The sequence below is a fragment of the Variovorax multivorans genome, from assembly GCF_051216835.1.
In the GTDB taxonomy this organism is placed as follows: Bacteria; Pseudomonadota; Gammaproteobacteria; order Burkholderiales; family Burkholderiaceae_C; genus Variovorax.
In genome coordinates this window covers 472,963-495,405 of sequence record NZ_JBPJZL010000001.1, presented here as the reverse complement: position 1 = coordinate 495,405, position 22,443 = coordinate 472,963, and the positions used below count along the sequence as shown (strand labels likewise).

22 protein-coding genes are annotated in these 22,443 nt (G+C 67.1%); 5 read left to right on the top strand and 17 right to left on the bottom strand.

Going from position 1 to position 22,443, the window contains the following annotated elements; translation table 11 throughout:
- Positions 1 to 16 precede the first annotated feature (16 nt).
- From trmB to ACSFCA_RS02315, 4 genes are all read right to left on the bottom strand, one after another.
- A complete protein-coding gene (gene trmB / locus ACSFCA_RS02330; protein ID WP_435458474.1) occupies positions 17 to 757 on the bottom strand; it encodes a tRNA (guanosine(46)-N7)-methyltransferase TrmB in 741 nt (246 codons plus the stop codon).
- On the bottom strand, positions 757 to 1,716 hold the full coding sequence (gene gluQRS, locus ACSFCA_RS02325) for a tRNA glutamyl-Q(34) synthetase GluQRS (RefSeq protein ID WP_435458473.1): 960 nt from the start codon (positions 1,714 to 1,716) through the stop codon (positions 757 to 759). The genes trmB and gluQRS overlap by 1 nt, the downstream gene beginning before the upstream one ends.
- Before the next feature lie 7 nt (positions 1,717 to 1,723).
- Positions 1,724 to 2,827 carry an NAD(P)/FAD-dependent oxidoreductase gene (locus ACSFCA_RS02320; protein WP_435458472.1) on the bottom strand — a complete coding sequence of 368 codons (1,104 nt, stop codon included), beginning with the start codon at positions 2,825 to 2,827 and terminating at the stop codon, positions 1,724 to 1,726.
- Between the two features lie 130 nt (positions 2,828 to 2,957).
- A complete protein-coding gene (locus tag ACSFCA_RS02315) occupies positions 2,958 to 3,911 on the bottom strand; it encodes a LysR family transcriptional regulator (protein WP_258354334.1) in 954 nt (317 codons plus the stop codon).
- A gap of 160 nt (positions 3,912 to 4,071) precedes the next feature.
- On the opposite strand from ACSFCA_RS02315, the gene ACSFCA_RS02310 reads away from it, so the two are divergent.
- The 4 genes from ACSFCA_RS02310 to ACSFCA_RS02295 all read left to right on the top strand — a co-directional run bounded on the left by ACSFCA_RS02310 (position 4,072) and on the right by ACSFCA_RS02295 (position 6,815).
- Positions 4,072 to 4,773, top strand: coding sequence for a pirin family protein (locus ACSFCA_RS02310; RefSeq protein WP_435458471.1), 702 nt, complete (start codon positions 4,072 to 4,074; stop codon positions 4,771 to 4,773).
- A gap of 82 nt (positions 4,774 to 4,855) precedes the next feature.
- The gene (locus ACSFCA_RS02305; protein ID WP_435458470.1) at positions 4,856 to 5,275 is read left to right on the top strand and encodes a DoxX family protein; all 420 of its coding nucleotides are present in this window, start codon (positions 4,856 to 4,858) and stop codon (positions 5,273 to 5,275) included.
- Positions 5,276 to 5,309: 34 nt separating this feature from the next.
- The gene (locus ACSFCA_RS02300; protein WP_093055910.1) at positions 5,310 to 5,861 is read left to right on the top strand and encodes a flavodoxin family protein; all 552 of its coding nucleotides are present in this window, start codon (positions 5,310 to 5,312) and stop codon (positions 5,859 to 5,861) included.
- Between the two features lie 30 nt (positions 5,862 to 5,891).
- Complete coding sequence (locus ACSFCA_RS02295) at positions 5,892 to 6,815, top strand: pirin family protein (RefSeq protein WP_435458469.1); 924 nt, start codon at positions 5,892 to 5,894, stop codon at positions 6,813 to 6,815.
- A 63-nt stretch (positions 6,816 to 6,878) separates the two neighbouring features.
- Here ACSFCA_RS02295 and ACSFCA_RS02290 read toward each other — a convergent pair whose 3' ends face one another.
- The 5 genes from ACSFCA_RS02290 to ACSFCA_RS02270 form a co-directional block, all read right to left on the bottom strand.
- Positions 6,879 to 8,447 carry a tripartite tricarboxylate transporter permease gene (locus ACSFCA_RS02290; RefSeq protein WP_435458468.1) on the bottom strand — a complete coding sequence of 523 codons (1,569 nt, stop codon included), beginning with the start codon at positions 8,445 to 8,447 and terminating at the stop codon, positions 6,879 to 6,881.
- 4 nt (positions 8,448 to 8,451) lie between these two features.
- A complete protein-coding gene (locus ACSFCA_RS02285) occupies positions 8,452 to 8,982 on the bottom strand; it encodes a tripartite tricarboxylate transporter TctB family protein (RefSeq protein WP_435458467.1) in 531 nt (176 codons plus the stop codon).
- Between the two features lie 145 nt (positions 8,983 to 9,127).
- Positions 9,128 to 10,744, bottom strand: a complete 1,617-nt coding sequence (locus ACSFCA_RS02280) for a sensor histidine kinase (protein ID WP_435458466.1) — start codon at positions 10,742 to 10,744, stop codon at positions 9,128 to 9,130.
- The gene (locus ACSFCA_RS02275) at positions 10,695 to 11,411 is read right to left on the bottom strand and encodes a response regulator (protein WP_258354342.1); all 717 of its coding nucleotides are present in this window, start codon (positions 11,409 to 11,411) and stop codon (positions 10,695 to 10,697) included. The genes ACSFCA_RS02280 and ACSFCA_RS02275 overlap by 50 nt, the downstream gene beginning before the upstream one ends.
- Positions 11,412 to 11,442: 31 nt before the next feature.
- Positions 11,443 to 12,228 carry a sulfurtransferase gene (locus tag ACSFCA_RS02270; RefSeq protein ID WP_435458465.1) on the bottom strand — a complete coding sequence of 262 codons (786 nt, stop codon included), beginning with the start codon at positions 12,226 to 12,228 and terminating at the stop codon, positions 11,443 to 11,445.
- 61 nt (positions 12,229 to 12,289) lie between these two features.
- Here ACSFCA_RS02270 and dnaE point away from each other — a divergent pair, with 61 nt between their 5' ends.
- Positions 12,290 to 15,808, top strand: a complete 3,519-nt coding sequence (dnaE, locus tag ACSFCA_RS02265; RefSeq protein ID WP_435458464.1) for a DNA polymerase III subunit alpha — start codon at positions 12,290 to 12,292, stop codon at positions 15,806 to 15,808.
- 30 nt (positions 15,809 to 15,838) lie between these two features.
- Here dnaE and ACSFCA_RS02260 read toward each other — a convergent pair whose 3' ends face one another.
- The 8 genes from ACSFCA_RS02260 to ribH all read right to left on the bottom strand — a co-directional run bounded on the left by ACSFCA_RS02260 (position 15,839) and on the right by ribH (position 22,438).
- The gene (locus ACSFCA_RS02260) at positions 15,839 to 17,569 is read right to left on the bottom strand and encodes a peptidoglycan D,D-transpeptidase FtsI family protein (protein ID WP_435458463.1); all 1,731 of its coding nucleotides are present in this window, start codon (positions 17,567 to 17,569) and stop codon (positions 15,839 to 15,841) included.
- A 124-nt stretch (positions 17,570 to 17,693) separates the two neighbouring features.
- Positions 17,694 to 18,611: a cell envelope integrity protein TolA gene (tolA, locus tag ACSFCA_RS02255; RefSeq protein WP_435458462.1), complete on the bottom strand. Its 918-nt coding sequence runs from the start codon at positions 18,609 to 18,611 to the stop codon at positions 17,694 to 17,696.
- 3 nt (positions 18,612 to 18,614) lie between these two features.
- The gene (locus tag ACSFCA_RS02250; protein ID WP_093055930.1) at positions 18,615 to 19,052 is read right to left on the bottom strand and encodes an ExbD/TolR family protein; all 438 of its coding nucleotides are present in this window, start codon (positions 19,050 to 19,052) and stop codon (positions 18,615 to 18,617) included.
- Between the two features lie 15 nt (positions 19,053 to 19,067).
- Positions 19,068 to 19,790 (bottom strand): protein TolQ, encoded by a 723-nt coding sequence (tolQ, locus tag ACSFCA_RS02245; RefSeq protein WP_093055932.1) that lies wholly within the window; start codon positions 19,788 to 19,790, stop codon positions 19,068 to 19,070.
- On the bottom strand, positions 19,787 to 20,245 hold the full coding sequence (gene ybgC, locus ACSFCA_RS02240) for a tol-pal system-associated acyl-CoA thioesterase (RefSeq protein ID WP_258354346.1): 459 nt from the start codon (positions 20,243 to 20,245) through the stop codon (positions 19,787 to 19,789). Before ybgC ends, tolQ begins: the two co-directional genes overlap by 4 nt.
- Complete coding sequence (locus ACSFCA_RS02235; RefSeq protein WP_093073647.1) at positions 20,242 to 21,438, bottom strand: pyridoxal phosphate-dependent aminotransferase; 1,197 nt, start codon at positions 21,436 to 21,438, stop codon at positions 20,242 to 20,244. Before ACSFCA_RS02235 ends, ybgC begins: the two co-directional genes overlap by 4 nt.
- On the bottom strand, positions 21,435 to 21,980 hold the full coding sequence (gene nusB / locus ACSFCA_RS02230; protein ID WP_435458461.1) for a transcription antitermination factor NusB: 546 nt from the start codon (positions 21,978 to 21,980) through the stop codon (positions 21,435 to 21,437). The genes ACSFCA_RS02235 and nusB overlap by 4 nt, the downstream gene beginning before the upstream one ends.
- Positions 21,977 to 22,438 carry a 6,7-dimethyl-8-ribityllumazine synthase gene (ribH, locus tag ACSFCA_RS02225; RefSeq protein WP_093055938.1) on the bottom strand — a complete coding sequence of 154 codons (462 nt, stop codon included), beginning with the start codon at positions 22,436 to 22,438 and terminating at the stop codon, positions 21,977 to 21,979. Before ribH ends, nusB begins: the two co-directional genes overlap by 4 nt.
- Positions 22,439 to 22,443: the final 5 nt, after the last annotated feature.

Genomic DNA, 22,443 nt, shown 5'->3' with positions numbered 1-22,443 from the left:
GAAGGGCCGAGGCCGCTCAGGCAGCGCGTTCGAACACCAGGTCCCACACGCCGTGGCCCAGCTTGATGCCGCGGTTCTCGAACTTGGTGAGCGGGCGGTATTCGGGCTTGGGCGCATAGCCCCCGGCCGTGTTGCGCAGCAGCGGCTCGGCCGCGAGCACTTCGAGCATCTGCTCGGCGTAGGGCTGCCAGTCGGTGGCGCAATGGATGTAACCGCCGGGGCGCAGGTGCTGCGCGAGCTTGGTCACGAACTCGGCCTGGATCAGGCGGCGCTTGTTGTGGCGCTTCTTGTGCCACGGGTCGGGAAAGAACACATGCACGCCGGCCAGCGTACCGGGCTGCAGCATGTGGTCGAGCACGTCGACCGCGTCGTGCGCGCAGATGCGGATGTTCGACAGCGACTGCTCGCCGATGCGCTTGAGCAGCGCGCCCACGCCGGGCTCGTGCACTTCGCAGCAGAAGAAATTGGTCTCGGGCAGCACGGTCGCGATGTGCGCCGTGGCCTCGCCCATGCCGAAGCCGATTTCCAGCACGGTCGGGCCGGCGCGGCCGCCGAAAGCCGCAGTCAAGTCGAGCGGCTCGGGCTTGTAGGGCACGAGGAAAAGCGGGCCCAGTTCGGAAAAAGCGCGTGCCTGGCCGTCGGTGGTGCGGCCGGCGCGCTTCACGAAGCTCTTGAGGCGGCGGTGCAGCGGGTGCGGCTTGGCCGCTTCGTCGTCGGCGGGCGGGAGGTCGTTGGGCACGGTGTCGGGAAGATTCATTACGGCCGCGAATTGTAGAGAGCGCGCCATTCAGGCACCCAACCGGCCAGGGCGTCTGCGCAGCCGACGGCCGTAGTGGGCCGCAGGCCGAGCACGCGCGCGGCCGCATCGAGCGCGGCCAGCGCGGCGGCGGGCGAGCCTGTGTCGATGGAAGTGGCGCCGTTCTGCTTCGACAGCTTGTCGCCGTCGGCACCGCGTACCAGCGGCGTGTGCAGGTAGCTGGGCGTGGGAAAGCCCAGCGCGCGCTGCAGCAGGATCTGGCGCGCGGTGTTGTCGGTGAGGTCTTCGCCGCGGACCACGTCGGTCACTCCCTGTTCGGCATCGTCGACCACCACGGCGAGCTGATAGGCCCAGGGGCCGTCGGCGCGGCGCAGCACGAAGTCGCCGACCTCGCGGCTCACGTTCTGGCACTGGCGGCCGAGGCGGCGGTCGGTCCAGCAGAGTTCGCTGCCGGTGCCGGAATCGGCTGTTTCATCCCAGGGCACGCCAGGCGTGGGTGGCCGGTCGGCTTCGAACTTTTCGGTGGCGAAGCGCCAGGCTCGCGCGGGCTTGCCGTGCAGCCCATCGCGGCAGGTGCCGGGGTAGACGCGCTCGCCGTGGCGCTCGTGCCGCTGGCCGAGTCGCGCGAGGGCTTCGTTGATGTCCTTGCGCGAGCAGCCGCAGGGGTAGGCGAGGCCGCGCCCCTGTAGCCGCGCCAGCGCGGCTTCGTAGCGCGCGGTGCGCTGCGTTTGCCACACCGGGGCTTCGTCGGGCAGCAGGCTACAGGCGGCCAGTTGCTGGAGGATGTGTTCGCCCATGCCGGGCAGGCAGCGCTCGGTGTCGGCGTCTTCGATGCGGATCAGCCAGCGCGCCTGCGGACCGCGGGCGCGCACGTCGAGCCAGCTCGCGAGCGCAGCCACCAGCGAGCCCGCGTGCAGCGGGCCGGTGGGCGAGGGCGCGAAGCGGCCGGTCTCCCTCATCTCCCGATCAGATGACGTCGAGCGCGAGCGACAGGCCCGAGAGGAAGGCGTCTTCGACGCGGTGGCCGGTGCACCAGTCGCCGGCCACGCCGATGCGGGCCTTGCTGTCCCAGAGGTGCGTGGTGCCCACGGGCACCTGCGTCTGCGCTTCGTTCCAGCACAGGGCCTGGGCGTGCGCGGGCGTGGCATGGATGCCGGTGATCTCGGCGAAGGCGCGCAGCAGCTTGGCTTCGACGCGCGCGGGCGTGTCGCGCAGATGCTCTTGCGACCACGTGGCGCTGGCCTGCAGCGTCCAGCGCTCGATGGGCTCGCGGCCGGGCTTGGACGACTCGCGCGCCAGCCACGCCACGCGGTGATGGGTGCTGCGCGCCGCATTCCACTGCGGGCCGAGGTGCGACATGGTGGGCTGGTTGGCCTGGGGGTAGGCGACCATCAGCGTCCAGCAGGGGGCGATGCGCACCGGTTCGATCTTGCGGCTGAGCGTGGCCGAGAGCTTGCCGTCGCCCAGCAGCGCACGGGTGCGTGCGGGCGGCACGGCGAGCAGCACGGCGTCGAAGCCGGAGTACACGTGCTGCGAATCGTCGGTGCCCGCGGTGCGCAGTTGCCAGCGCTTCGCATCGAGCGCGTCGGGCTCGATCTGCGTGACCTGCGTGCCGGTAATGAGACTGTCGCCCAGCGGCTTGGCCCAGTGGGCGGCCAGTGCATCCATGCCGGGCTGCGCCACCCAGTGCGGTTCGAGCGAGGGCAGGGCCGCCTCGGCCACGCGGCCGTGGGCGTCGAGCACTCGCACGAGGTTTGCGCTCCAGCGCTTGCACAGGCCGGGCGTGCTTTCGAGTGCCAGCGCAAAGCGCGGGTCGCGCACGGTGAAGTACTGGGCGCCGCTGTCGAAACGGCCGAAGGCGGTGTCGATGCTCGCCATGCGCCCGCCGGCCGTGGCCTCGCGTTCGAACAGCGTGACCTTGTGGCCGGCCTGCACCAGCGTTCGTGCACAAGCCACCCCGGCGATGCCGGCGCCGATGACGGCGAAATTGCGCGGCGCGCGCGGGGTGGCTGGGGTTCGGTGACGGTCGGCGGCCTTGGCCGGCTTCTTTGCAGTTGCGCGAGTGCTCATGACGAACTCTTTTCTTCTGGATGGAATGCGGTTGGATGTGTCTGCACTCTACATCGGTCCGAGAGCCGCTTCGCCTGAGGACACACCCTTAGCGGCGCTGCGCGAATCCTCGGCAATACTCGTCAACCCCTCATCGACCCCGATGCCGCTCGAGCAGTGCACGCCGCGTGCCTTCATGCTCGAACTGCGCCAGCCACCATTCGAGCGCCCGCCCCGGCTTGCCCGCGCTGCGCACGCGCCATGCGCAGTGCATCGTTCCCATCGGCGGCATGCGCTCGGTCTTCAGCTCGACCAGATGCCCGGCCTCGATGTACGGCCGCGCCATCGGCTCGGGCAGAAAGCCGCCGCCCAGCCCGTGCAATTGCGCCGCGATCTTGGCCTGCATGCTCGGCACGGTGAGCACGTCCTGCCCGCCCATGAGGTTCACCGTCATGCTCGGTCCGTGCCGCGCCGAATCGGCCGCGGCCACCGCGCGGTACTGCCGCATCACCGCGTCGCTCAGAGGCTGGGGCAGGCGTGCCAGCGGATGGTGGGGCGCCACCGCATAGACGAAGCGCAACTCGCCGATCGGCCGGGTGCGGATGCCCGTGGCGGTGAGCGCCAGGCTCGCGGCATCGAGCACCGCGCCGATGGCCAGGTCGGCCTCGCCGCTGGTCAGTGCCTCGATGGTGCCGAGCAGCGTCTCGTCGCGCAGCTTGAGGCGCGTGGGCGGCTCCAGTGCGAAGAAGGCGGTGGCCAGGTCGAGCAGCGGGTCGCGCGCGATCACGCTGTCGACCGCGATGGTCAGCATCGGCTCCCAGCCCGTGGCCACGCGCTTGACGCGGTTGGCCACAGCGTCGATCTCGTTGAGCAGCCGGTCGGCCTCGCGCAGCAGCTCGGCGCCGGCCTCGGTCAGCCGCGCCTGGCGGGCGCTGCGGTCGAACAGCAGCACGTCGAGCGCGTCCTCGATCTGGCGCACCCGATAGCTCAGCGCGCTGGGCACGAGGTCGAGGGCGCGGGCGGCGGCGGCAAAGCTGCCGGTGCTGGCAACGGTCTGGAGCATGGAAAGGGCATCGGGGGTCAGCACGTCTCTGGGGCTGGGCATGGCGGCTCCATTGATCAAATTATTTGAATGGTGCCATCAAACCGCGGCGTCTTTCCGAATGGGGTGCGGACCTAAAGTTCTTTACATCCGCTGCGCATCCGGCGCGGCATACGAAAAAGGCCCGCACACCCCCACAGGGCAGGGCCGAAGGAGTTCGACGATGTTGCAAGTCCGTAAATCACAGGAACGCGGTTATGCCGACCATGGCTGGCTGCGCTCGTTCCACAGCTTTTCTTTTGCCAACTACTACGACCCGGAGCACATGGGCTTCGGCAACCTGCGGGTGATCAACGAAGACCGCGTGGCGGCGGGCGCCGGCTTCGGCACCCACGGCCACAAGGACATGGAGATCATCAGCTACGTGCTCTCGGGCGAGCTGGCGCACAAGGACAGCATGGGCAACGTGGAAAGCATTCCACCCGGCGACGTGCAGCGCATGAGCGCGGGCCGCGGCGTGATGCACAGCGAGTTCAACCACAAGGCCGACGAGACCACGCACTTCCTGCAGATCTGGATCCAGCCGAACGTGCGCGGCATCGAGCCCGGCTACGAGCAGAAGAAGTTCAGTGATGCCGAGAAGCGCGGCAAGCTGCGCCTCGTGGCCTCGCCCGACGGCGACGACGGTTCGGTGACGGTGCATGCCGATGCCCGCCTGTTCGCCGGCCTGCTCGACGGCGACGAGAAGGCCAGCCTGGCGCTCGACCCGAAGCGCAAGAGCTACGTGCACCTGGTGCGCGGCGAGCTCGAAGTGAACGGCCAGAAGCTCGTGGGCGGCGACGCCGCGATGCTCGAAGGCGAATCGCAACTGACGCTGGGCGCCGGCAAGGACGCCGAAGTGCTGGTGTTCGATCTGGCCGCCTGATCCCCCTTGCCGGGCGCTTGCCGCCCGGCTTTTTCTTTCCCCTTTCCCTTTTCAATTTCAACAACCGAGGAGTTTTTCAATCATGGCAACTACAACCACTGCACCTAATTCGGCACAAGACACGCTGGCCCTGATCAGCCGCATCCTGATCGCCTACCTGTTCATTCCCGCCGGCATCGGCAAGCTCATGGGCTTCGGCGGCACCGTTGGCTACATCACGTCCGTCGGCTTGCCGCTACCCGAAGTGGGTGCGGCCATTGCGATCATCGTCGAGCTGGGTCTCGGCATCGCGCTGCTGCTGGGCTTCAAGACGCGTTGGACCGCGATCGTGATGGCGATCTTCACCGTGGCCACCGCACTGTTCTTCCACAAGTACTGGTCCGCACCTGACGCCATGAAGATGATGCAGCAGATCAACTTCAACAAGAACATCGCCATCGCAGGCGGCCTGCTTGCCCTCGCAGGCTTCGGCGCCGGCCGCTTCAGCATCGACAAGCGCTGATCTCGGCACCTCACCCACCCAGGAGCACCCAAACATGGCAAACATCGTCGTCGTCTTCCATTCCGGCTACGGCCACACCCAGCGCGTGGCGCAAACCGTGGCGGACGGCGCGGGCGCCCAGTTGCTCGCCATCGACGCGGACGGCAACCTGCCCGAAGGCGGCTGGGAGCTGCTGGCTGCGGCCGACGCCATCGTCTTCGGCTCGCCGACCTACATGGGCGGCGTGAGCTGGCAGTTCAAGAAGTTCGCCGATGCGTCGTCGAAGGTCTGGTACACGCAGGGCTGGAAGGACAAGCTCTTCGCCGGCTTCACCAACAGCGCCACCATGAACGGCGACAAGGTCACGACCATGACCTACCTGTGGACGCTTGCGATGCAGCACAGCGGCATCTGGGTCAGCATGGGCATCCTGCCGAGCAACAGCAAGGCCGCCACGCGCGACTCGATGAACTACGTGGGCGGCTACGGCGGCCTGCTGACGCAATCGCCGTCCGATGCGAGCCCGGCCGAAATGCTGAAGGGTGACTTCGACACCGCCCGCGCATTCGGCGAGCGCATCGCGACGGTGGCAAGATCGCGCGAATAACCGGCACCCGCCGCCCCACGGAGAAACACGATGACCGACACCGCCCCCGAGACCCAACTGCTCAAGCCGCACGACAAGGACCTCGGCGGCGGTTTCAAGGTGCGGCGCCTGCTGCCCGCGGCGCAGCGCCGCTCGGTCGGCCCCTTCGTGTTCTTCGACCATTTCGGCCCGGCCACCGAGCAGCCAGGCAGCGAGCACGATGTGCGGCCTCATCCGCACATCGGCCTCTCGACGGTCACGTATCTTTTCAAGGGCGCGATGATGCATCGCGACAGCCTGGGCAGCGTGCAGGAGATTCTTCCCGGCGCCATCAACTGGATGACCGCCGGCAAGGGCATCGTGCACTCCGAGCGCAAGCCCGATCGCCTCAAGGCCGACACCTACGTGAACCACGGCCTGCAGCTGTGGGCCGCGCTGCCGCAGGCGCATGAAGAAACCGAACCGAGCTTCGAGCACACGCCTGCCGATGCGATTCCCGAACTGGTGGAGCAGGGCGTTGCGGTGCGCGTGCTGGTGGGCGAAGCCTTCGGCGCCCGCTCGCCGGTCAAGACGCTCTCGCAAACCGTGTACCTCGACATCGCCTTGCCTGCGGGCGGGCGCTTCGAATTGCCCGCGTTGGCGCCCGAGCTGGCCATCTACGCGGTCGATGCCGATGTCAGCGTGAATGGCGAGCTGGTCGAGGAGCACACCATGGCCGTGCTGTCCGACGGGCAAGGTGCGGTGCTCACGGCGGACGCCGCCGTGCGCCTGATGGTGATCGGCGGCGAGCCGCTGGACGGCCCGCGCTACATCACCTGGAATTTCGTGTCGAGCCGGCGCGAGCGCATTCTCGAGGCGGGCTCCGATTGGGCCGCCCAGCGCATGGGCCACGTGCCCGGCGAGACTGAATTCATTCCGCTGCCCGGCAAGCCCTTCGGCGTGCGCGAACCCGATACGGGCACCACGCCGGTTTGAAGCTGGAACTGAAGCGCCAATGAAAAAGGGCCCGACGTATCGGGCCCTTTTTGTTTTTTGCAGTTACTCGTTGCCGATCGCCACAGTCTCCGACGGCGATGCACCCGGTGGCGCCTTCGGCAACTCGACCATGCCCTTGCGACCGCCACGGCCGCGCCAGGCCGAGTAGCCCACGCCTGCCAGCAGCAGCACGCACAGTCCGATGAAGGTGCCGCTGATCGGCCGCGTCACGAACACCGACATGTCGCCGCGCGAGAGCAGCAGTGCGCGACGGAAGTTCTCTTCCACCATCGGCCCGAGCACGAAGCCCAGCAAGATCGGCGCGACAGAGAATTCCAGCGACATCAGCACGGCGCCGACAATGCCGAACACCAGCACTTCCCAGATCTGGAACAGGCTGTTCTGCGTGCTGTACACGCCCGTCGCAATGAAGAACATCGCGGCCGGGAACAGGTACTTGTAGGGCACCTTCAGCAGCTTCACCCACACGCCGATGAGCGGCACGTTCAGGATCACGAGGATCACGTTGCCGATCCAGAACGAGGCGATCAGGCCCCAGAAGATGTCCGGATGCTCGGTAATGAGCTGCGGGCCGGGCTGGATGCCCTGGATCAGCAGCGCACCCAGAATGAGCGCCATCACCGCGTCGCCCGGAATGCCCAGGCTCATCGTCGGGATGAAGTCGACCTGCGTCTTCGAGTGGGCCGAGGCCTCGGGGCCGGCCACGCCTTCGATCATGCCGGTGCCGAACTTGTTCGGCGTCTTCGACACCTTGCGCTCCAGCGCGTAGGCAATGAAGGTGGTGATGGTCGGGCCCGTGCCGGGCATTGCGCCGAACACCGTGCCGACGATGGTGCCGCGGATCATCGCGGGGAAGGCGCGCTTGAGCTCTTCCTTGCTCGGGCGCATGTCGCTGAGCTTGAGCGTGCCGGTGTCGCCGATGGTCTTCATGCGGTTCACGTTGAGCAGGAAGTCGGCCACGCCGAACAGGCCCATCGAGATCGCCACCAGTTCGAGGCCGTCGCTCAGCTCGGGCAGGCCGAACGCGAAGCGGAAGCTGCCGCTGTTCACGTCGGTGCCGACCACGCCGCACAGCAGGCCGAACAGCGTCATGGCCACGCCCTTGAGCGGCGAGCCGCGCGACATGGTGGAGCCGGCGAGCAGGCCCAGCAGCATGATCGAGAAGATCTCGGTCGGGCCGAACTTGAACGCGATCTGCACCAGCAGGGGCGAGGCGAAGATCATCACGATGATGCCGACGGACGCTGCGAAGAACGAGGCGATCATCGTCACCCCTAACGCGACGCCCCCTTTGCCCTGCTTGGTCATCGGGTACCCGTCCAGACAGGTCACCGCATGCGGCGGGTGCGACGGCATGTTCATCAGGATGGCGCCGATGGCGCCGCCGTACTGCGAGCCGTAGAAGATGCCGGCCAGCATCAGGATGGCCGGCACCGGATGCATCACGTAGGTGAGCGGCAGCAGGATCGAGATGGCCTGCAGCGCGCCCATGCCCGGCAGCACGCCGATCAGGTTGCCCACCAGCACGCCGAAGAAGGACCACATCAGGTTCGAGCCCTGGAAGGCCACGCCGAAGCCGAACCAGAGGTCGTGGAGCGATTGACCGATCATGGTGTCAGCCTCCCCACTGGAACAGGGGCAGCTGCAGCTTGAGCGCCCACCAGAAGATCACCACCGCGATGAAGCACATCGCCAGCGACAGCAGCAGCGCTTCGGTCAGCGTGTTGTCGCGGTCGCCGAGCGCCGAGATGAACACGATGGCGAAGGTGGCCGGCAGCAGGCCGCCGTACTCGCCGAACAGCAGGAACGCGAGGATGCCCAGGATGATGCAGATGCCGCCGCGAATGTCGGGCATGCCGCCCGGATGGCCGTGCGACGCGGCTTCTTCGCTCGCGCCTTCAGCTTGCTTGTTGCCGCGTGCGGAGACCGCGATCAGCAGCCCCGTGAGTGCCAGCAGCGCGCCGAGCGCGACCGGGAAGAAGCCCGGTCCCATGTGCGCAAGCTCGCCTACGCGGTAGCCGATGCCGGCATAGACGGCGGCCAGTCCGATGACGATCAGCAGGGCGCCGCCGTAGTAATCTTTTTTGAATTTTGAAGCGGGCCGAAGCGCGTGCGAGGCCGGATCTTCACCGAGCTGGTGCTGCATTGAGTCTCCTTCGATTGGAAGGAGCGCAGTCTAGGAATCGAGGCTTTCAATCGCCTTTCGGAGCAGGCGTAAACGGCCTGGTGACCCGCAAAATACGTGTAATCACGTACCGGTGTATTGGGTGAAACCCTTGCAAGGAAGGGCCTCAGAAGGCGCGCAGCGGAAGCCTCAGGATCGCGCGCAGTCCGCCGCCGTTGGGGCTCTCGGGCATGTCGGCGTTGTCGAGTTCGATCTCGCCGCCGTTGCGCCGCGCATAGCTGCGCGCAATGGTCAGGCCGAGGCCCGCACCCTGTGTTGCAACGGCGGCCACGGATGGGTCGCGATGGAAGCGCTCGAACACGCTGTCGCGCCGCTCGGGTGCGATGCCCGGTCCGCTGTCGCACACCTCGGCCAGCGCATATGAGGCCTCGCGCCGCACGGTCACTGTGATGTTGCCGCCGCGCGGTGTGTACTTGATGGCGTTGTGCACAAGGTTGGCAAGAACCTCGTGCAGCTCGGCGGCGTTGGCTGCCACGGGCAGCACGGGTGAGTCGTCTTCATCGCCGGCTTCGTCGGTGCCGTCCGTGTCTTCGCCGTCGTCGCCCGCGGTGGCAATGCGTTCGGCGGCGCTGTCGCCGCGCGCGTCGACCCAGCCCAGGTCCTGGTCGTTCTCGCGCGCCAGCGGCAGGTATTGCAGCACCACCTCGCGCGCGATGGCGTTGAGGTCGACCACCGTGGGCTCGGCAGGGGTGACTTCGTCTTCGGTGGTGGCATGGGCCAGCGCCAGCAGCTGTTCGCTGAGGCGGCGCGTTCGCGCGAGCTGCCCGACGATGGCGTGCAGCGACTCGCGCATGCGTGCCGGATCGGTCTCGCGCACCGCGTAGCCCGCCTGTATCGACAGGATGCTCAGCGGCGTGCGCAGCTGATGCGAGGCATCGGCCAGGAACTGCGATTGCTCGGCCACCATGCGCCGATGGCCTGCGATGTGGTGGTTCACCGCGTCCACCAGCGGCGCAACCTCCTGCGGTACGCCGTTGGCGTCGAGCGGCGTCAGGTCGTCGCGCGATCGCTCGCGCAGCGAGCTGCGCAGGCGCTCCAGCGGGCGCAGCGTCCACGCCACGCCGAGCCACACCAGCAGCGCCATCACCAGCACCATGCGCGTGTCGCGCAGCAGCTCCTGGCGCAGCGATTCGGCCTGGGCCTCGGTGCGCGGGCCGGTGCCCTCGGCCGCCTGGATCAGCACGCTGTAGGCCACGCCGGGGTGGACGTTGTCGTACACCGTCTGCCGCAGCGCGGCCACGCGCACCGGGTGCTGCTCGTGCACCGCGTCGTAGAACACCGGCGTGCCGTCGGGTGGTTGCTGTGCCGGGCGGGGCAGGCCGGGCACGCCCATGAGCGTGGTCTCGGGCGAGTTCACGTCGAGCGTCTCGCCCTTGGGAATGCGCTGCACGCCGACGTGCAGGTACTTGTAGCGCAGGTGCGTGGACTCGAACATCGCCTGGATCGAGAACGGCTCCTGCACGCGCACGCTGCCGTCGCTCGCCACCACGATGCCGTTGGCCAGCGCCTGCACGGGTTCGAGCAGGCTCTGGTCGTAGGCGACCACGAGCGAATCGGTCAGGGCCTTGTAGTCGTTCCAGCTGTCGAGCGCCAGCAGCGCGACGATGCCGGGCAGCAGCAGCGCGAGCAGCCGCGCGCGGATGCCGAAGCGCTGGGGCGGCAGCGCCTGTGGCTCAGTCGCTCTCGCCGGGGAGTTCGGGTTGGGCTGGGGCTGAGGATCCATCGGCAATGCTCTCCAGCATGTAGCCCAGGCCGCGCACGGTGACGATGCGCACGTCGCTGTCCGCGAGCTTGCGCCGCAGCCGGTGCAGCACCACCTCGATGGCGTCGGGGCCGGCGGTGCTGTCGTTGGTGAACACCTTGGCAAAAAGCTGCGACTTGCCGACCGGTGCGCCGCTGCGCATCAGCAAGGCGGTGAGCGCGGCCTGCTCGCGCGGCGTGAGCGACAGCAGCGTGCCGCGCAGCGTGAAGGCGTGGCTCTGGCTGTCGTACGAGAGCGAGGCGCACTGCAGGCGCGGGTGCTGCTTGCCGCGGCTGCGGCGCACCAGGGCCGACAGGCGCGCTTCGAGCTCGACCAGCTCGAAGGGCTTGGTGAGGAAATCGTCGGCGCCCAGGTTCAGGCCGCGCACGCGGTCTTGCAGGGCGCCTTGCGCCGTGAGGATCAGCACCGGCGTGCGGTCGTCGGCATTGCGCATGTCGGCCAGCACGCTCAGGCCGTGCTTGTCGGGCAGGCGCAGGTCGAGCACGATGGCATCGTATTCGGTGCCGGCCATGAAGGCCTCGGCGGTGCGCGCGTCGGGCGCGTGGTCGGCCACGAAGCCGCTTTGTGTGAGCGCGCGGATCAGCCACGAGGCCATGTCCAGTTCGTCTTCCACCAGGAGGATGCGCATGGGAGGCCTGTCGACGTCTTGGTTGTTGCCGTTACTGCTTGATGGCGAGGTCGGGGTCTTCCGAGGCGCGGGCGCTGGCGCGTGCCGAGCGTGCGCTCAGGTCGGGCGCCAGGGCCTCGCGGCCGTCGAACACGAAGCAGTCGCCCGTGTAGTGCGCGCCGCCGACCTGCTCGAAATACTTGAGGATGCCGCCTTCGAGCTGCAGCACGTGCTCCACGCCTTCTTCGCGCATCAGGATCGCGGCCTTCTCGCAGCGGATGCCGCCGGTGCAGAAGCTCACGACCGTCTTGCCCTTGAACTCGTCGCGGTGCGCCTTCAGGGCGGGCGGAAATTCGGTGAACTTGCCGATGCGCCAGTCGATGGCGCCTTCGAAGCTGCCGTGGTCGACTTCGAAGGCATTGCGTGTGTCGAGCAGGGCGATTTCGCGGCCCTCGTCGTCGTGGCCCTGGTCGAGCCAGCGCTTGAGCGTGGGGGCATCCACGCCGGGCGCCCGGCCCGCGGCGGGCTGGATGGCCGGGTGGTCCATGCGGATGATCTCGCGCTTGAGCTTCACCAGCATGCGGCGAAAGGGCTGCGCGGCGGACCAGCTTTCCTTGGCCTCGAGGTCGGCAAAGCGGGCATCGGCACGCAAATGGGCCAGAAAAGCCCGTACACCGTCGGCGGTGCCGGCCAGGAACAGGTTGATGCCCTCGGGCGCCAGCAGGATGGTGCCCATGAGCCCCAGGGCCTGCGTGCGGGCGCGCAGGTCTTCACGCAGCACGGGGCTGTCGTCTATGGCCACGAACTTGTAGGCCGCGATATTCAGAATCTCTTGCACGGGGCGCGATTGTAGGGATTGCCAACCCACATCGTGGAGTGGCAGTTTCTACAATGGCCGGATGTTTGTTCACCTGCGCCTGCACACCGAATTTTCCGTCGTCGACGGCACCAATCGAATCGACGAAGTCATCAAGGCCGCCGCTGCCGACAAGCAGCCCGCGCTGGCCATCACCGACCTGAACAACCTGTTCGGAGCGGTCAAGTTCTACAAGCAGGGCCGGGGCAAGGGCGTCAAGCCCATCATCGGTGCGGAAGTCTTCGTGGAAGGGCTGGGCAAGGAGCCCGGCGTGCTCACCCGCATCGTGTTGCTGGTGCAGAACATGGAAGGTTATCTGCACCTGTCCGAGCTGCTTGCACGGGCGTGGACGCAGAACGTGGGCCGAGGGCAGTCGCAGGCGGCCTGCAAGCTGGAATGGGTTGAGGAGCTCGCGGGCGGGCTGATCGCGCTCTCGGGCGCGCAGGCCGGGCCGCTGGGCCAGCCGTTGCTGCAGGGGCAGGGCGAGCGCGCTGCCGAGCTGGCATTGCGGCTGGCGGGGATTTTTCCGCACCGCTTCTATATCGAGCTGCAGCGCGCAGGCCGGCCCGAGGATGAGCCGCACGTCATTGCCGCGGTGCAGCTGGCGGCCCGGCTGCATCTGCCGGTGGTTGCCACGCACCCCGTGCAGTTCGCCGCCCGCGAAGACTACGAAGCGCACGAGGCGCGCGTGTGCATTTCCGAAGGCGAAATCCTCGGCAACCCGCGCCGGGTGCGGCGGTTTACCGAAGAGCAGTATTTCAAGTCGACCGCCGAAATGCAGGCGCTGTTCGCCGACGTGCCGAGCGCGCTGGCCAATACGGTCGAGATCGCCAAGCGCTGCAACCTGACGCTGGTGCTGGGCAAGCCGCAGCTGCCCGACTTTCCGACGCCTTTCATCAGCGAAGGCGTGCGCATGCCGATCGACGACTTCTTCCGCAAGGAGTCGTTCGAGGGCCTGGAGGTGCGCCTGAAGCACCTCTACCCCGACGAGGCCAAGCGCGAGGCCGAGCGCGCGCGCTACGTGGAGCGGCTGGAGTTCGAGATCAACACGATCCTGAACATGGGGTTCCCCGGCTACTTCCTGATCGTGGGCGACTTCATCCAGTGGGCCAAGGCCAACGGCTGCCCGGTGGGACCGGGCCGGGGCTCGGGCGCGGGCTCGCTGGTGGCCTATGCGCTGAAGATCACCGACCTCGATCCGCTCGAATACAAGCTGCTGTTCGAACGTTTCCTGAACCCCGAGCGCGTCTCGATGCCCGACTTCGACATCGACTTCTGCCAGGGCAACCGCGACCGCGTGATCGACTACGTGAAGGACAAGTACGGCCGCAACGCAGTGAGCCAGATCGCCACCTTCGGAACCATGGCCGCGCGCGCGGCCATCCGCGACGTGGGCCGCGTGCTCGACATGAGCTACATGTTCTGCGACGGCATCAGCAAGCTGATTCCGAACAAGCCCGGCATGTCGGTCACGCTGCAGTACCCGCCCGAGAAGAAGATCGAGGGCGACAAGAACAACTACGCCATCGAGATGGAGCCGCAACTGGCGGAGCGCATCGAGAAGGAAGAAGAAGTGCGCATGCTGGTCGAGCTCGCGCAAAAGCTCGAAGGCATGACCCGCAACATCGGCATGCACGCCGGGGGTGTGCTCATCGCGCCCGGCAAGCTCACCGACTTCTGCCCGCTCTACCAGCAGCCCGGCAGCGAATCGGCCGTGAGCCAGTACGACAAGGACGACGTCGAAGCCATCGGCCTCGTGAAGTTCGACTTCTTGGGTCTCGCCACGCTCACCATCCTGGAGATTGCGCGCGAGTTCATCATGAAGCGCCACAAGGGCCAGGAGAACTTCGCGTTCGAGAACATTCCGCTGAACGACGGGGCCACCTACCGGCTGTTCTCCGACGGCAAGACGGAAGCCGTGTTCCAGTTTGAATCTCGCGGCATGCAGGGCATGCTGAAAGATGCGCGGCCTACGCGCCTGGAAGACCTGATCGCGCTGAACGCGCTGTACCGCCCAGGCCCGATGGACCTGATTCCCAGCTTCGTGGCGCGCAAGCACGGCCGCGAGACGGTGGAGTACCCACACCCGGCCGTGGCCGAGATGCTCTCCGAGACCTACGGGATCATGGTCTACCAGGAGCAGGTGATGCAGACCGCGCAGATCCTGGGCGGCTACTCGCTCGGCGGCGCCGACCTGCTGCGCCGCGCAATGGGCAAGAAGAAGCTCGAGGAGATGGCCGAGCACCGCGAGAAATTCCGCGCGGGCGCCCTTGCAACGCACGGCATCGTTCAGGACAAGGCCGACGAAATCTTCGACTTGATGGAGAAGTTCGCGGGCTACGGCTTCAACAAGTCTCACGCTGCCGCCTACTCGCTGCTGGCGTACCACACGGGCTGGCTGAAGGTCCACTACACGGCCGAGTTCTTCTGCGCCAACATGACCGTGGAAATGGACGACACGGACAAGCTCAAGCTGCTGTTCGAAGACGCCCAGAAGAACTTCGGCATCACCTTCGAGCCGCCGGACGTGAATCGCGGCAACTACCGCTTCGAGCCGGTCACCAACAAGATCATCCGCTACGGCCTGGGCGCCGTGAAGGGCACGGGCCAGCTCGCGGTCGAGGCTGTGGTGCGGGCGCGCGAAGAGGGCGGGCCGTTCAAGAGCCTGTTCGACTTCTGCGTGCGCATTGACCGCCAGCGCATCAACAAGCGCACGGTCGAAGCGCTGATCAAGGCTGGTGCTTTCGACGCCATTCAGCAGAACCGCGCATCGCTGATTGCTTCGCTTGACCGCGCCTTCGAGTTCGCGAGCGCCACCGCGGCCAATGCATCGCAGGTCGACATCTTCGGCGACGCCGAGCACGGCTCGGCCACCGCAGAGCCCGACCTCGTCGACGCTACGCCCTGGGGCGTGAAGGAGCGGCTGACGCTTGAGAAAACGGCCGTCGGCTTCTACCTCTCGGGCCACCTGTTCGACGAGGTTTCGCACGAGGTGCGGCGCTTCTGCAAGCGCGAGATCGGCGACCTGCTCGACAGCCGCGACCAGCAGGTCATTGCCGGCATCGTGAGCGACTTCCGCGTGATCAACGGCCAGCGCGGCCGGCTGGCGATCTTCAAGCTCGACGACAAGTCGGACTCGATCGACGCCACCGCCGACGAGGCGACCATCAACGCCAACCGCAACACGCTGAAAGATGACGAGCTGGTCATCGTCAGCGGCCGGCTGCAGCCTGCGCGCGGCGGCTTCGAGGCGCGCTTCCAAGTGCAGCAGGTGTGGGACCTTGCCACGGCGCGCTGCCGCTTCGGCAAGTTCCTGCGCGTGGCGGTGAACGGCAAGGCGCCCGACATCGCGCGCCTGCTGAAAGACTTTCCGCCGCGTACCGAGCAAACCGAGGTCGGCGACCTGATCCAGGGGCTGCCGGTGCGGCTGTCGATGGCGCGCGGCGGCGCGCAGGTCGAACTGCAACTGGGCGAGCGCGCCAAGTTCTTCCCGACCGATGCTGCACTGGCCAGCTGGACCGCGCAGGCGGAAGCGGGCAAGGCGCTGATCGTCTACGACTGAGGCGCGGCGCGAGACCTGGCGTGTGCGTCGTCAGTGCGCCATCGGCGCCACGGCGAGGTCGGGCACCACGTTCATGATGCGCAGCGTCTGCTGCACAACCTGGCTGAACACAGGTGCCGCCACCAGTCCGCCGAAGTATTTGCCCGCGCTGGGCTCGTCGATCATCACCGCGACGATGATGCGCGGCTTGTCGATGGGTGACATGCCCGTGTACCAGGCGCGGTACTTGTTGCTGGCGTAGCCCTTGCCGACCTGCTTGTGTGCGGTGCCGGTCTTGCCGCCCACCGAATAGCCCACGGTCTGCGCCAGCGGCGCTGTGCCGCCGGGCGCGGCCGCCATGTGCATCATCTGGCGCACCTCGCTTGCCACCAGCGGCGAGAACACCTGTACGCCGGCCGGCTCCTCGCCCATGTTCTTCAACAGGCTCACCGGGATCACCTCGCCGTTGTGCGCGAAGGCGGTGTACGCATGCGCGATCTGGAACAGCGAGGCCGAGAGGCCGTAGCCGTACGACATGGTGGCCTGCTCGATGGGGCGCCACGACTTCCACGGCCGCAGCCGGCCCGTCACCGCGCCGGGGAAGGGCGTCTGCGGCTTCTGCCCGAGGCCCACGGCCGTGAGCGAGTTCCACATCTCCTGCGCCGTCATGCGCTGCGAGATCTTGGTGGCGCCCACGTTGCTCGACTTCTGGATCACGCCCTCGACCGTCAGCACGCCGAAGTTCTCATCGTCGTGAATGGTCGCGCCCGACACGGTGATGCGTCCGGGGTTGGTGTCGATGATGGTCTTGGGCGTGACGCGGCCCAGCTGCAGCGCGGTGGCGATGGTGATCGGCTTCATCGTCGAGCCCGGTTCGAACACGTCGGTCATTGCGCGGTTGCGCAACTGCTCGCCGGTGAGGTTGCGGCGGTCGTTGGGGTCGTAGCTCGGGTAGTTGGCCATGGCCAGCAGCTCGCCCGTCTGCGCATCGACCACCACCACGCTGCCGGCGCGCGCCTTGTTGGCGACGACGGCATCGCGGATCTTCTCGTAGGCCACGAACTGCACACGGTCGTCGATGCTCAGCTGGATGTCGTGGCCCTCGGTCGGCGGCACCTGGTCTTCGGTGTCCTCGACGATGTGACCAAGCCGGTCCTTGAGGACGTGGCGCGAGCCGGACTTGCCGGCCAACTCCTGGTTGAAGGCCAGCTCCACGCCTTCCTGCCCGATGTCTTCCACGTTGGTGAATCCGGCCAGGTGCGCCGCCGCCTCGCCCTCGGGATACTGGCGACGGTAATCGCGGCGCAGGTAGATGCCCTTGATGTTGAGCGCCGCAACCTCCTTGGCAACCGGCTGGTCGACCTGGCGCTTGAGCCAGACGAAGGTCTTGTCCTCGTCCTCCAGCTTCTTGTCGAAGTCCTTCTGCGGCATGCCGAGCAGCTTGGCGGCCTGCTTGAGCTTGGCCTGCACCTCGGGGTCGTCGCGCTCGATGTCCTCGGGAATGGCCCAGATGCTGGGCGCCGGAATGTCGGAGGCCAGGATCAGCCCGTTGCGGTCGAGGATGCGGCCGCGGTTGGCCGGCAGCTCCAGCGTGCGCTGGTAGCGCACCTCGCCCTGATGCTGGAAGAAGTCGTTGTTGAAGATCTGGACGTAGGCGGCCCGGCCGGCCAGCAGCACGAAGCCGAAGGCGATGCTGGCCACGATGAACTTGCTGCGCCACACGGGAGTGGGGCTGGCGAGCAGCGGACTGCTGCCGTAGCGGATGCGGCCGTTGGGATTCATCTTGTGCGGGCGTGGCGCCCGGCTGTTGTTGTCCGCGTGTAGACAGCAGGGCGTCGAACGAGTTCCGGGCGGTTGTTCAAAGCCGCCCGGAATCGACGCATAAATCGACGCTGCTGCTGCGCCGTCAGCGCTTGGGCCGCAGCGACACGATCAGCGAGGGGAAGATGCGCCCGTCGGTGTCGCGCGGCAGCTTCTCGGTCTTGCGCAGGCCGCGTTCGGCGGCCTCGTCCCAGCCCTGCAGGCCGCTCGACTTGCTCAGCTTGACGCCGACGATGGTGCCGTCGGGCGCCAGGTTGACTTCGAACTCCGCGGCCGGGTTGCCGTTCACCATGTCGGCATCGGGGAAGGTGATGTTCGGGCGCACGGCGGCGGCGATGCGGCCGGCATAGCCGCTCGAAGGGCCCGACGAACGTTGGGCCGTGCCCTTCGAATCGTCGGCGCCGCTCGCACCAGCCAGGCCTTGCATGCGCTTGAGCGCGGCGGCACGGTCGGCGGCTGCCTGCTTCGCCGCGGCCTCTGCCTTCTTGGCTTCGGCCTGCTTGGCCTCGGCTTCCTGCTGCTTCTTCTGGTCGGCGAGTTTCTGCTGCTGCTCTTTCTTGCGCTGGGCCTCGTCTTCGGCACGCTGCTTGGCTTCGAGCTCTTTCTTCTTCTGCTGCTGTTGCTGCTCGAGTTCGCGCTCTTTCTGTTCCTTCTGCTCCTTGAGCTTCTTCTCGCGCTCCAGGGCAATGTCGGGCGCCCTTGGCGCAGGTGCGGGCTCGGGCGCCTTCGCCACCGGTGGGGGGGGTGGTGCGGGTGCGGGCGGCGGTGGCGCAGGAGCCGGCGTGGGGGCTTGCGGTGCTTGAAGGCGGGGCGCCGCCTGCTGCACCGTGGACGACCACAGCTCCGCGTCGACCGCACCTTCGTCGGGGTCGCTGCGCCAGCGCACGCCCCAGGTCAGCGCGGCAATGAGCAGCGCATGCGCAATGAGGGCCAGCACGACGGCACGCGGCGTGCCGCGCTGCGGCGGCGGCGCGAACTCGGGGCGATCCAGTGCGAGCGACATGCCTTATTTGCCGCCCGTGGTCGTGACCGACAGGCCCACGCGCTCGATGCCGCTGCGCTTGAGCTGGTTCATCGCCTTCACGACGGTCTCGTACTTCACCGACTTGTCGGCGCTGATGACCACTGGGCGCTGGTCGTCGCCGCCCTGGGCCTGCTTGGCCGCGGAGCCGATCTGGGTCATGGGGATCGAGGTGCCGCCCGAGCCGGTGGACGGATCTTTCTTGATCTGCACTTCGTCTTCGCTCTTGATGACGATCTCGATGGGCTTGTCGGGCTGCTTGTTGGCGCGGTCGACCGAGGGCAGGTTGATCACGCTCGGCGTGATGAGCGGCGCGGTGACCATGAAGATGATCAGCAGCACCAGCATCACGTCGATGAACGGGACCATGTTGATCTCGTTGATCGTCCGGCGGCCGCGGCCCCGGGATGAAACGGCGGGCATGCGCTGCGCCTCCGTTCAGCGGTTGGCCGGAGCCACCGACGATGCCGCGCCGCCGGCCGTCGGATTGGCCGACAGGTTGCGCTGCAGGATGTTGGAGAACTCCTCGATGTAGGTTTCGAGGGCAATGGCGATCTTGTCGATCTCGCGGGCGAAGCGGTTGTAGCCCACAACGGCCGGAATGGCGGCGAACAGGCCGATGGCTGTGGCCACCAATGCCTCGGCGATGCCGGGGGCCACGGTGGCCAGCGTCACCTGCGCCAGGGCTGCCAGGCCGGTGAAGGCGTGCATGATGCCCCAGACCGTGCCGAACAGGCCGACGTACGGAGAGACCGAGCCCACGGTGGCCAGGAACGAGAGGTTCTGTTCGGCCGCGTCCAGCTCGCGCTGGAAGCTCGCGCGCATCGCGCGGCGGGCGCCGTCGAGCAGCGTGGGGGCGTCGGTGACGTGGCGTTCGCGCAGCTTCTGGTACTCGCGCATGCCCGAAGCGAAGATGCGCTCCATGGGGCCTGCGAACTTGGCGTTCTGCGCGGCCGAGGCGAACAGTTCATTGAGGCTGGTGCCCGACCAGAACTCGCGTTCGAAGTCGTCGTTGAGGGCACGCATGCGCCGCAGTGCGAAGTACTTGCGGATGATCGCGGCCCAGCTGGCGATCGAGACGATCACGAGCAGCAGCACGACCAGTTGAACCACGAAGCTCGCATGGAGCAGGAGATTGATGATGGAGAGGTCTTGGTTCATGGCTTGAAAGGTTGTGTCATGGAGCCGCTGTAGCGCTCGAGGGTTCCCGTCACTTGCTTCGGAATGCGTGCGGGACGCAATGTGGCGGCGTCCACCCAGCCGATGCGGATCGTGCCTTCGCACAGCAAGACGGGTGCCGGGGCCCCCGTTCGCTCTTGCTCTGTTTTTGATAGCACTCGCTGACCGATTATCAACGACGCAGTGCCCAATTGTTGAAGATCGGCTGTAACGAGCAGTTCGTCGTCCAGCCGCGAGGGCCGATGGTATTTGAGCTGCGTTTCGCTCACCACGAACTGGCCGCCCGTTTCCTCGCGCAGCTTGCGCTGTTCGACGCCCAGCGAGCGCAGCCACTCGGTGCGGCCGCGCTCCATGAACTTCAGGTAATTGGCGTAGAACACGATGCCGCCGGCGTCGGTGTCTTCCCAGTAGACGCGGATCGGAAACGCGTAGCTCATTGCGCCTGGTTCTCTGCCATGGCCCGCAGGCGTTCGATGGATTCCTGCAGGTGCGCCATCGAACTGGCAGTGGAGAAGCGCACGAACTTGGCAGTCTCGGCCGTGCCGAAGTCGCGGCCGGGCGTGACGGCGACATGGGCGCGCTTCATGGTCTCGAAGGCGAAGTCCCAGCTGCCGGAGATGCCGAGCTTTTCGGCGAAGCTCGTGCAGTCGGCCCAGGCGTAGAAGGCGCCGTCGGGAACCACGGGCACGTTCAGGCCTAACGCGTTCAGCTGCGGAATGAACCAGTCGCGGCGCGCCTTGAATTCGGCGCGGCGGCGTTCGTACTCGGCAATGCTCTCGTCCTCGAAGCAGGCGAGCGCCGCGTACTGCGACACCGTGCTCGCGCAGATGAACAGGTTTTGCGCAAGGCGCTCGACCACCGGCACCAGCACCTCGGGCACCACCAGCCAGCCGAGGCGCCAGCCGGTCATATTGAAGTACTTGCTGAAGCTGTTGATGCTGATGACGTTGTCGTCGATGGCCAGCGCCGTCTGCCCGAAGGCATCGTCGTATGAGAGGCCGAGATAGATCTCGTCGATCAGCGTGATGCCGCCGCGCTGCGACACCACCTCGTGGATGCGGCGCAGTTCGTCGGGCGCGATCGAAGTGCCGGTCGGGTTCGACGGCGATGCGAGCAGCACGCCACGCGTCTTGTCGGTCCAGGCGGCCTCGACCTTGGCAGCCGTGAGCTGGAAGCGCTCTTCGGCCGTGGTCGGCACCAGCACCGCCTTGCCGTCCGCCGCGCTCACGAAGTGGCGGTTGCACGGATAGCTCGGGTCGGGCATCAGGATCTCGTCGCCGGACTCGATCAGCGCGAGGCAGGCCAGCTGCAGCGCGGCCGAGGCGCCGGCGGTGACGACGATCCGGCGGGCCGGCACGTCGACGTTGAAGCGCTGGCGATACCAGGCGCTGATGCGTTCGCGCAGATGGTCGAGGCCGGTGGCCTGCGTGTACTGCGTGGCGCCGGCGCGCACGGCGCGGGCAGCAGCTTCCTGCACCAGCGGCGGGGCGGTGAAGTCGGGTTCGCCGATGTTCAGGAAGATCATCGGCCGGTCGGTGTGGGCCACTTGGCGCGCCAATGCACTGGCGGCCTTGGCCACTTCCATCACATAGAAGGGCTCGATGCGCTGTGCGCGCGTCGAAATCCTCATGCCTTTGCTTTCCCCGAAGCGCGGTCTGCTTCCACTTCGAGCGGGCGCAACTGCGGCGCCAGGCCGTTGAGCACGGCGTTCACGTACTTGTGGCCGTCGGTGCCGCCGAATTCCTTGGCCAGCTCGATGCACTCGTTGAGCACCACGCGCCACGGCACGTCGGGGCAGTTCTGGAACTCGTACACGCCGATCCACATCACGGCGTGCTCGATGGGCGAGATTTCTTCGAACTTGCGGTCAAGCAGCGGGCGGATCAACGCGTCGAGCTGCTCGGCGCCTTCGATCGAACCATGCAGCAGCGCGTCGTAGTGCAGGGCGTCGGCCTTGTGGAAGCCCGCGAGGTCGCGCGTGAAGTGGTCAATGTCGGTCGGGTCGTTGCGGCCCACCAGATGCTGGTAGAGCGCCTGCAGCGCGAACTCGCGCGCGCGGCTGCGGTTCGATTTGGCCGAAGCCTTGCGCGCGCCCGTGCTGGTGAGGCCGACGCGCGACTGGCGCGGCTTGGTGCCAGCGGGCTTGAGGGGCTTGGAGGTGTCTTCGGTCATGAAAGGGTGGCCAGCAGTTGCGCCATCTCGACCGCCACGCGGGCCGCGTCGCGGCCCTTGTCGGTCTGGCGGGCGATGGCCTGCTCGAGGTTTTCGGTGGTGAGGATCGCGTTGGCGATGGGCAGGCGGTAGTCGAGCGCAATGCGGCTCACGCTCGCGCCCGATTCGTTGGCCACGAGTTCGAAGTGATAGGTTTCGCCGCGGATGATGCAGCCCAGCGCCACCAGCGCGTGGTAGCCGCCGCGTTCGGCGAGCGCCTGCAGCGCCACGGGCACTTCGAGCGCGCCGGGAACCTGCAGGTGATGGATGTCGCTGGCGGCGACACCCAGCGCCTCGAGTTCCGAGAGGCAGGCCGAGGCCAGCGCGTCGGTGATGTCGGCGTTGAAGCGCGCCTGCACGATGCCGATGCGCAGGCCTTTGCCGTTGAGCGTTGTCTCGCCCTTGTTTGAACCTTGCATGGTCG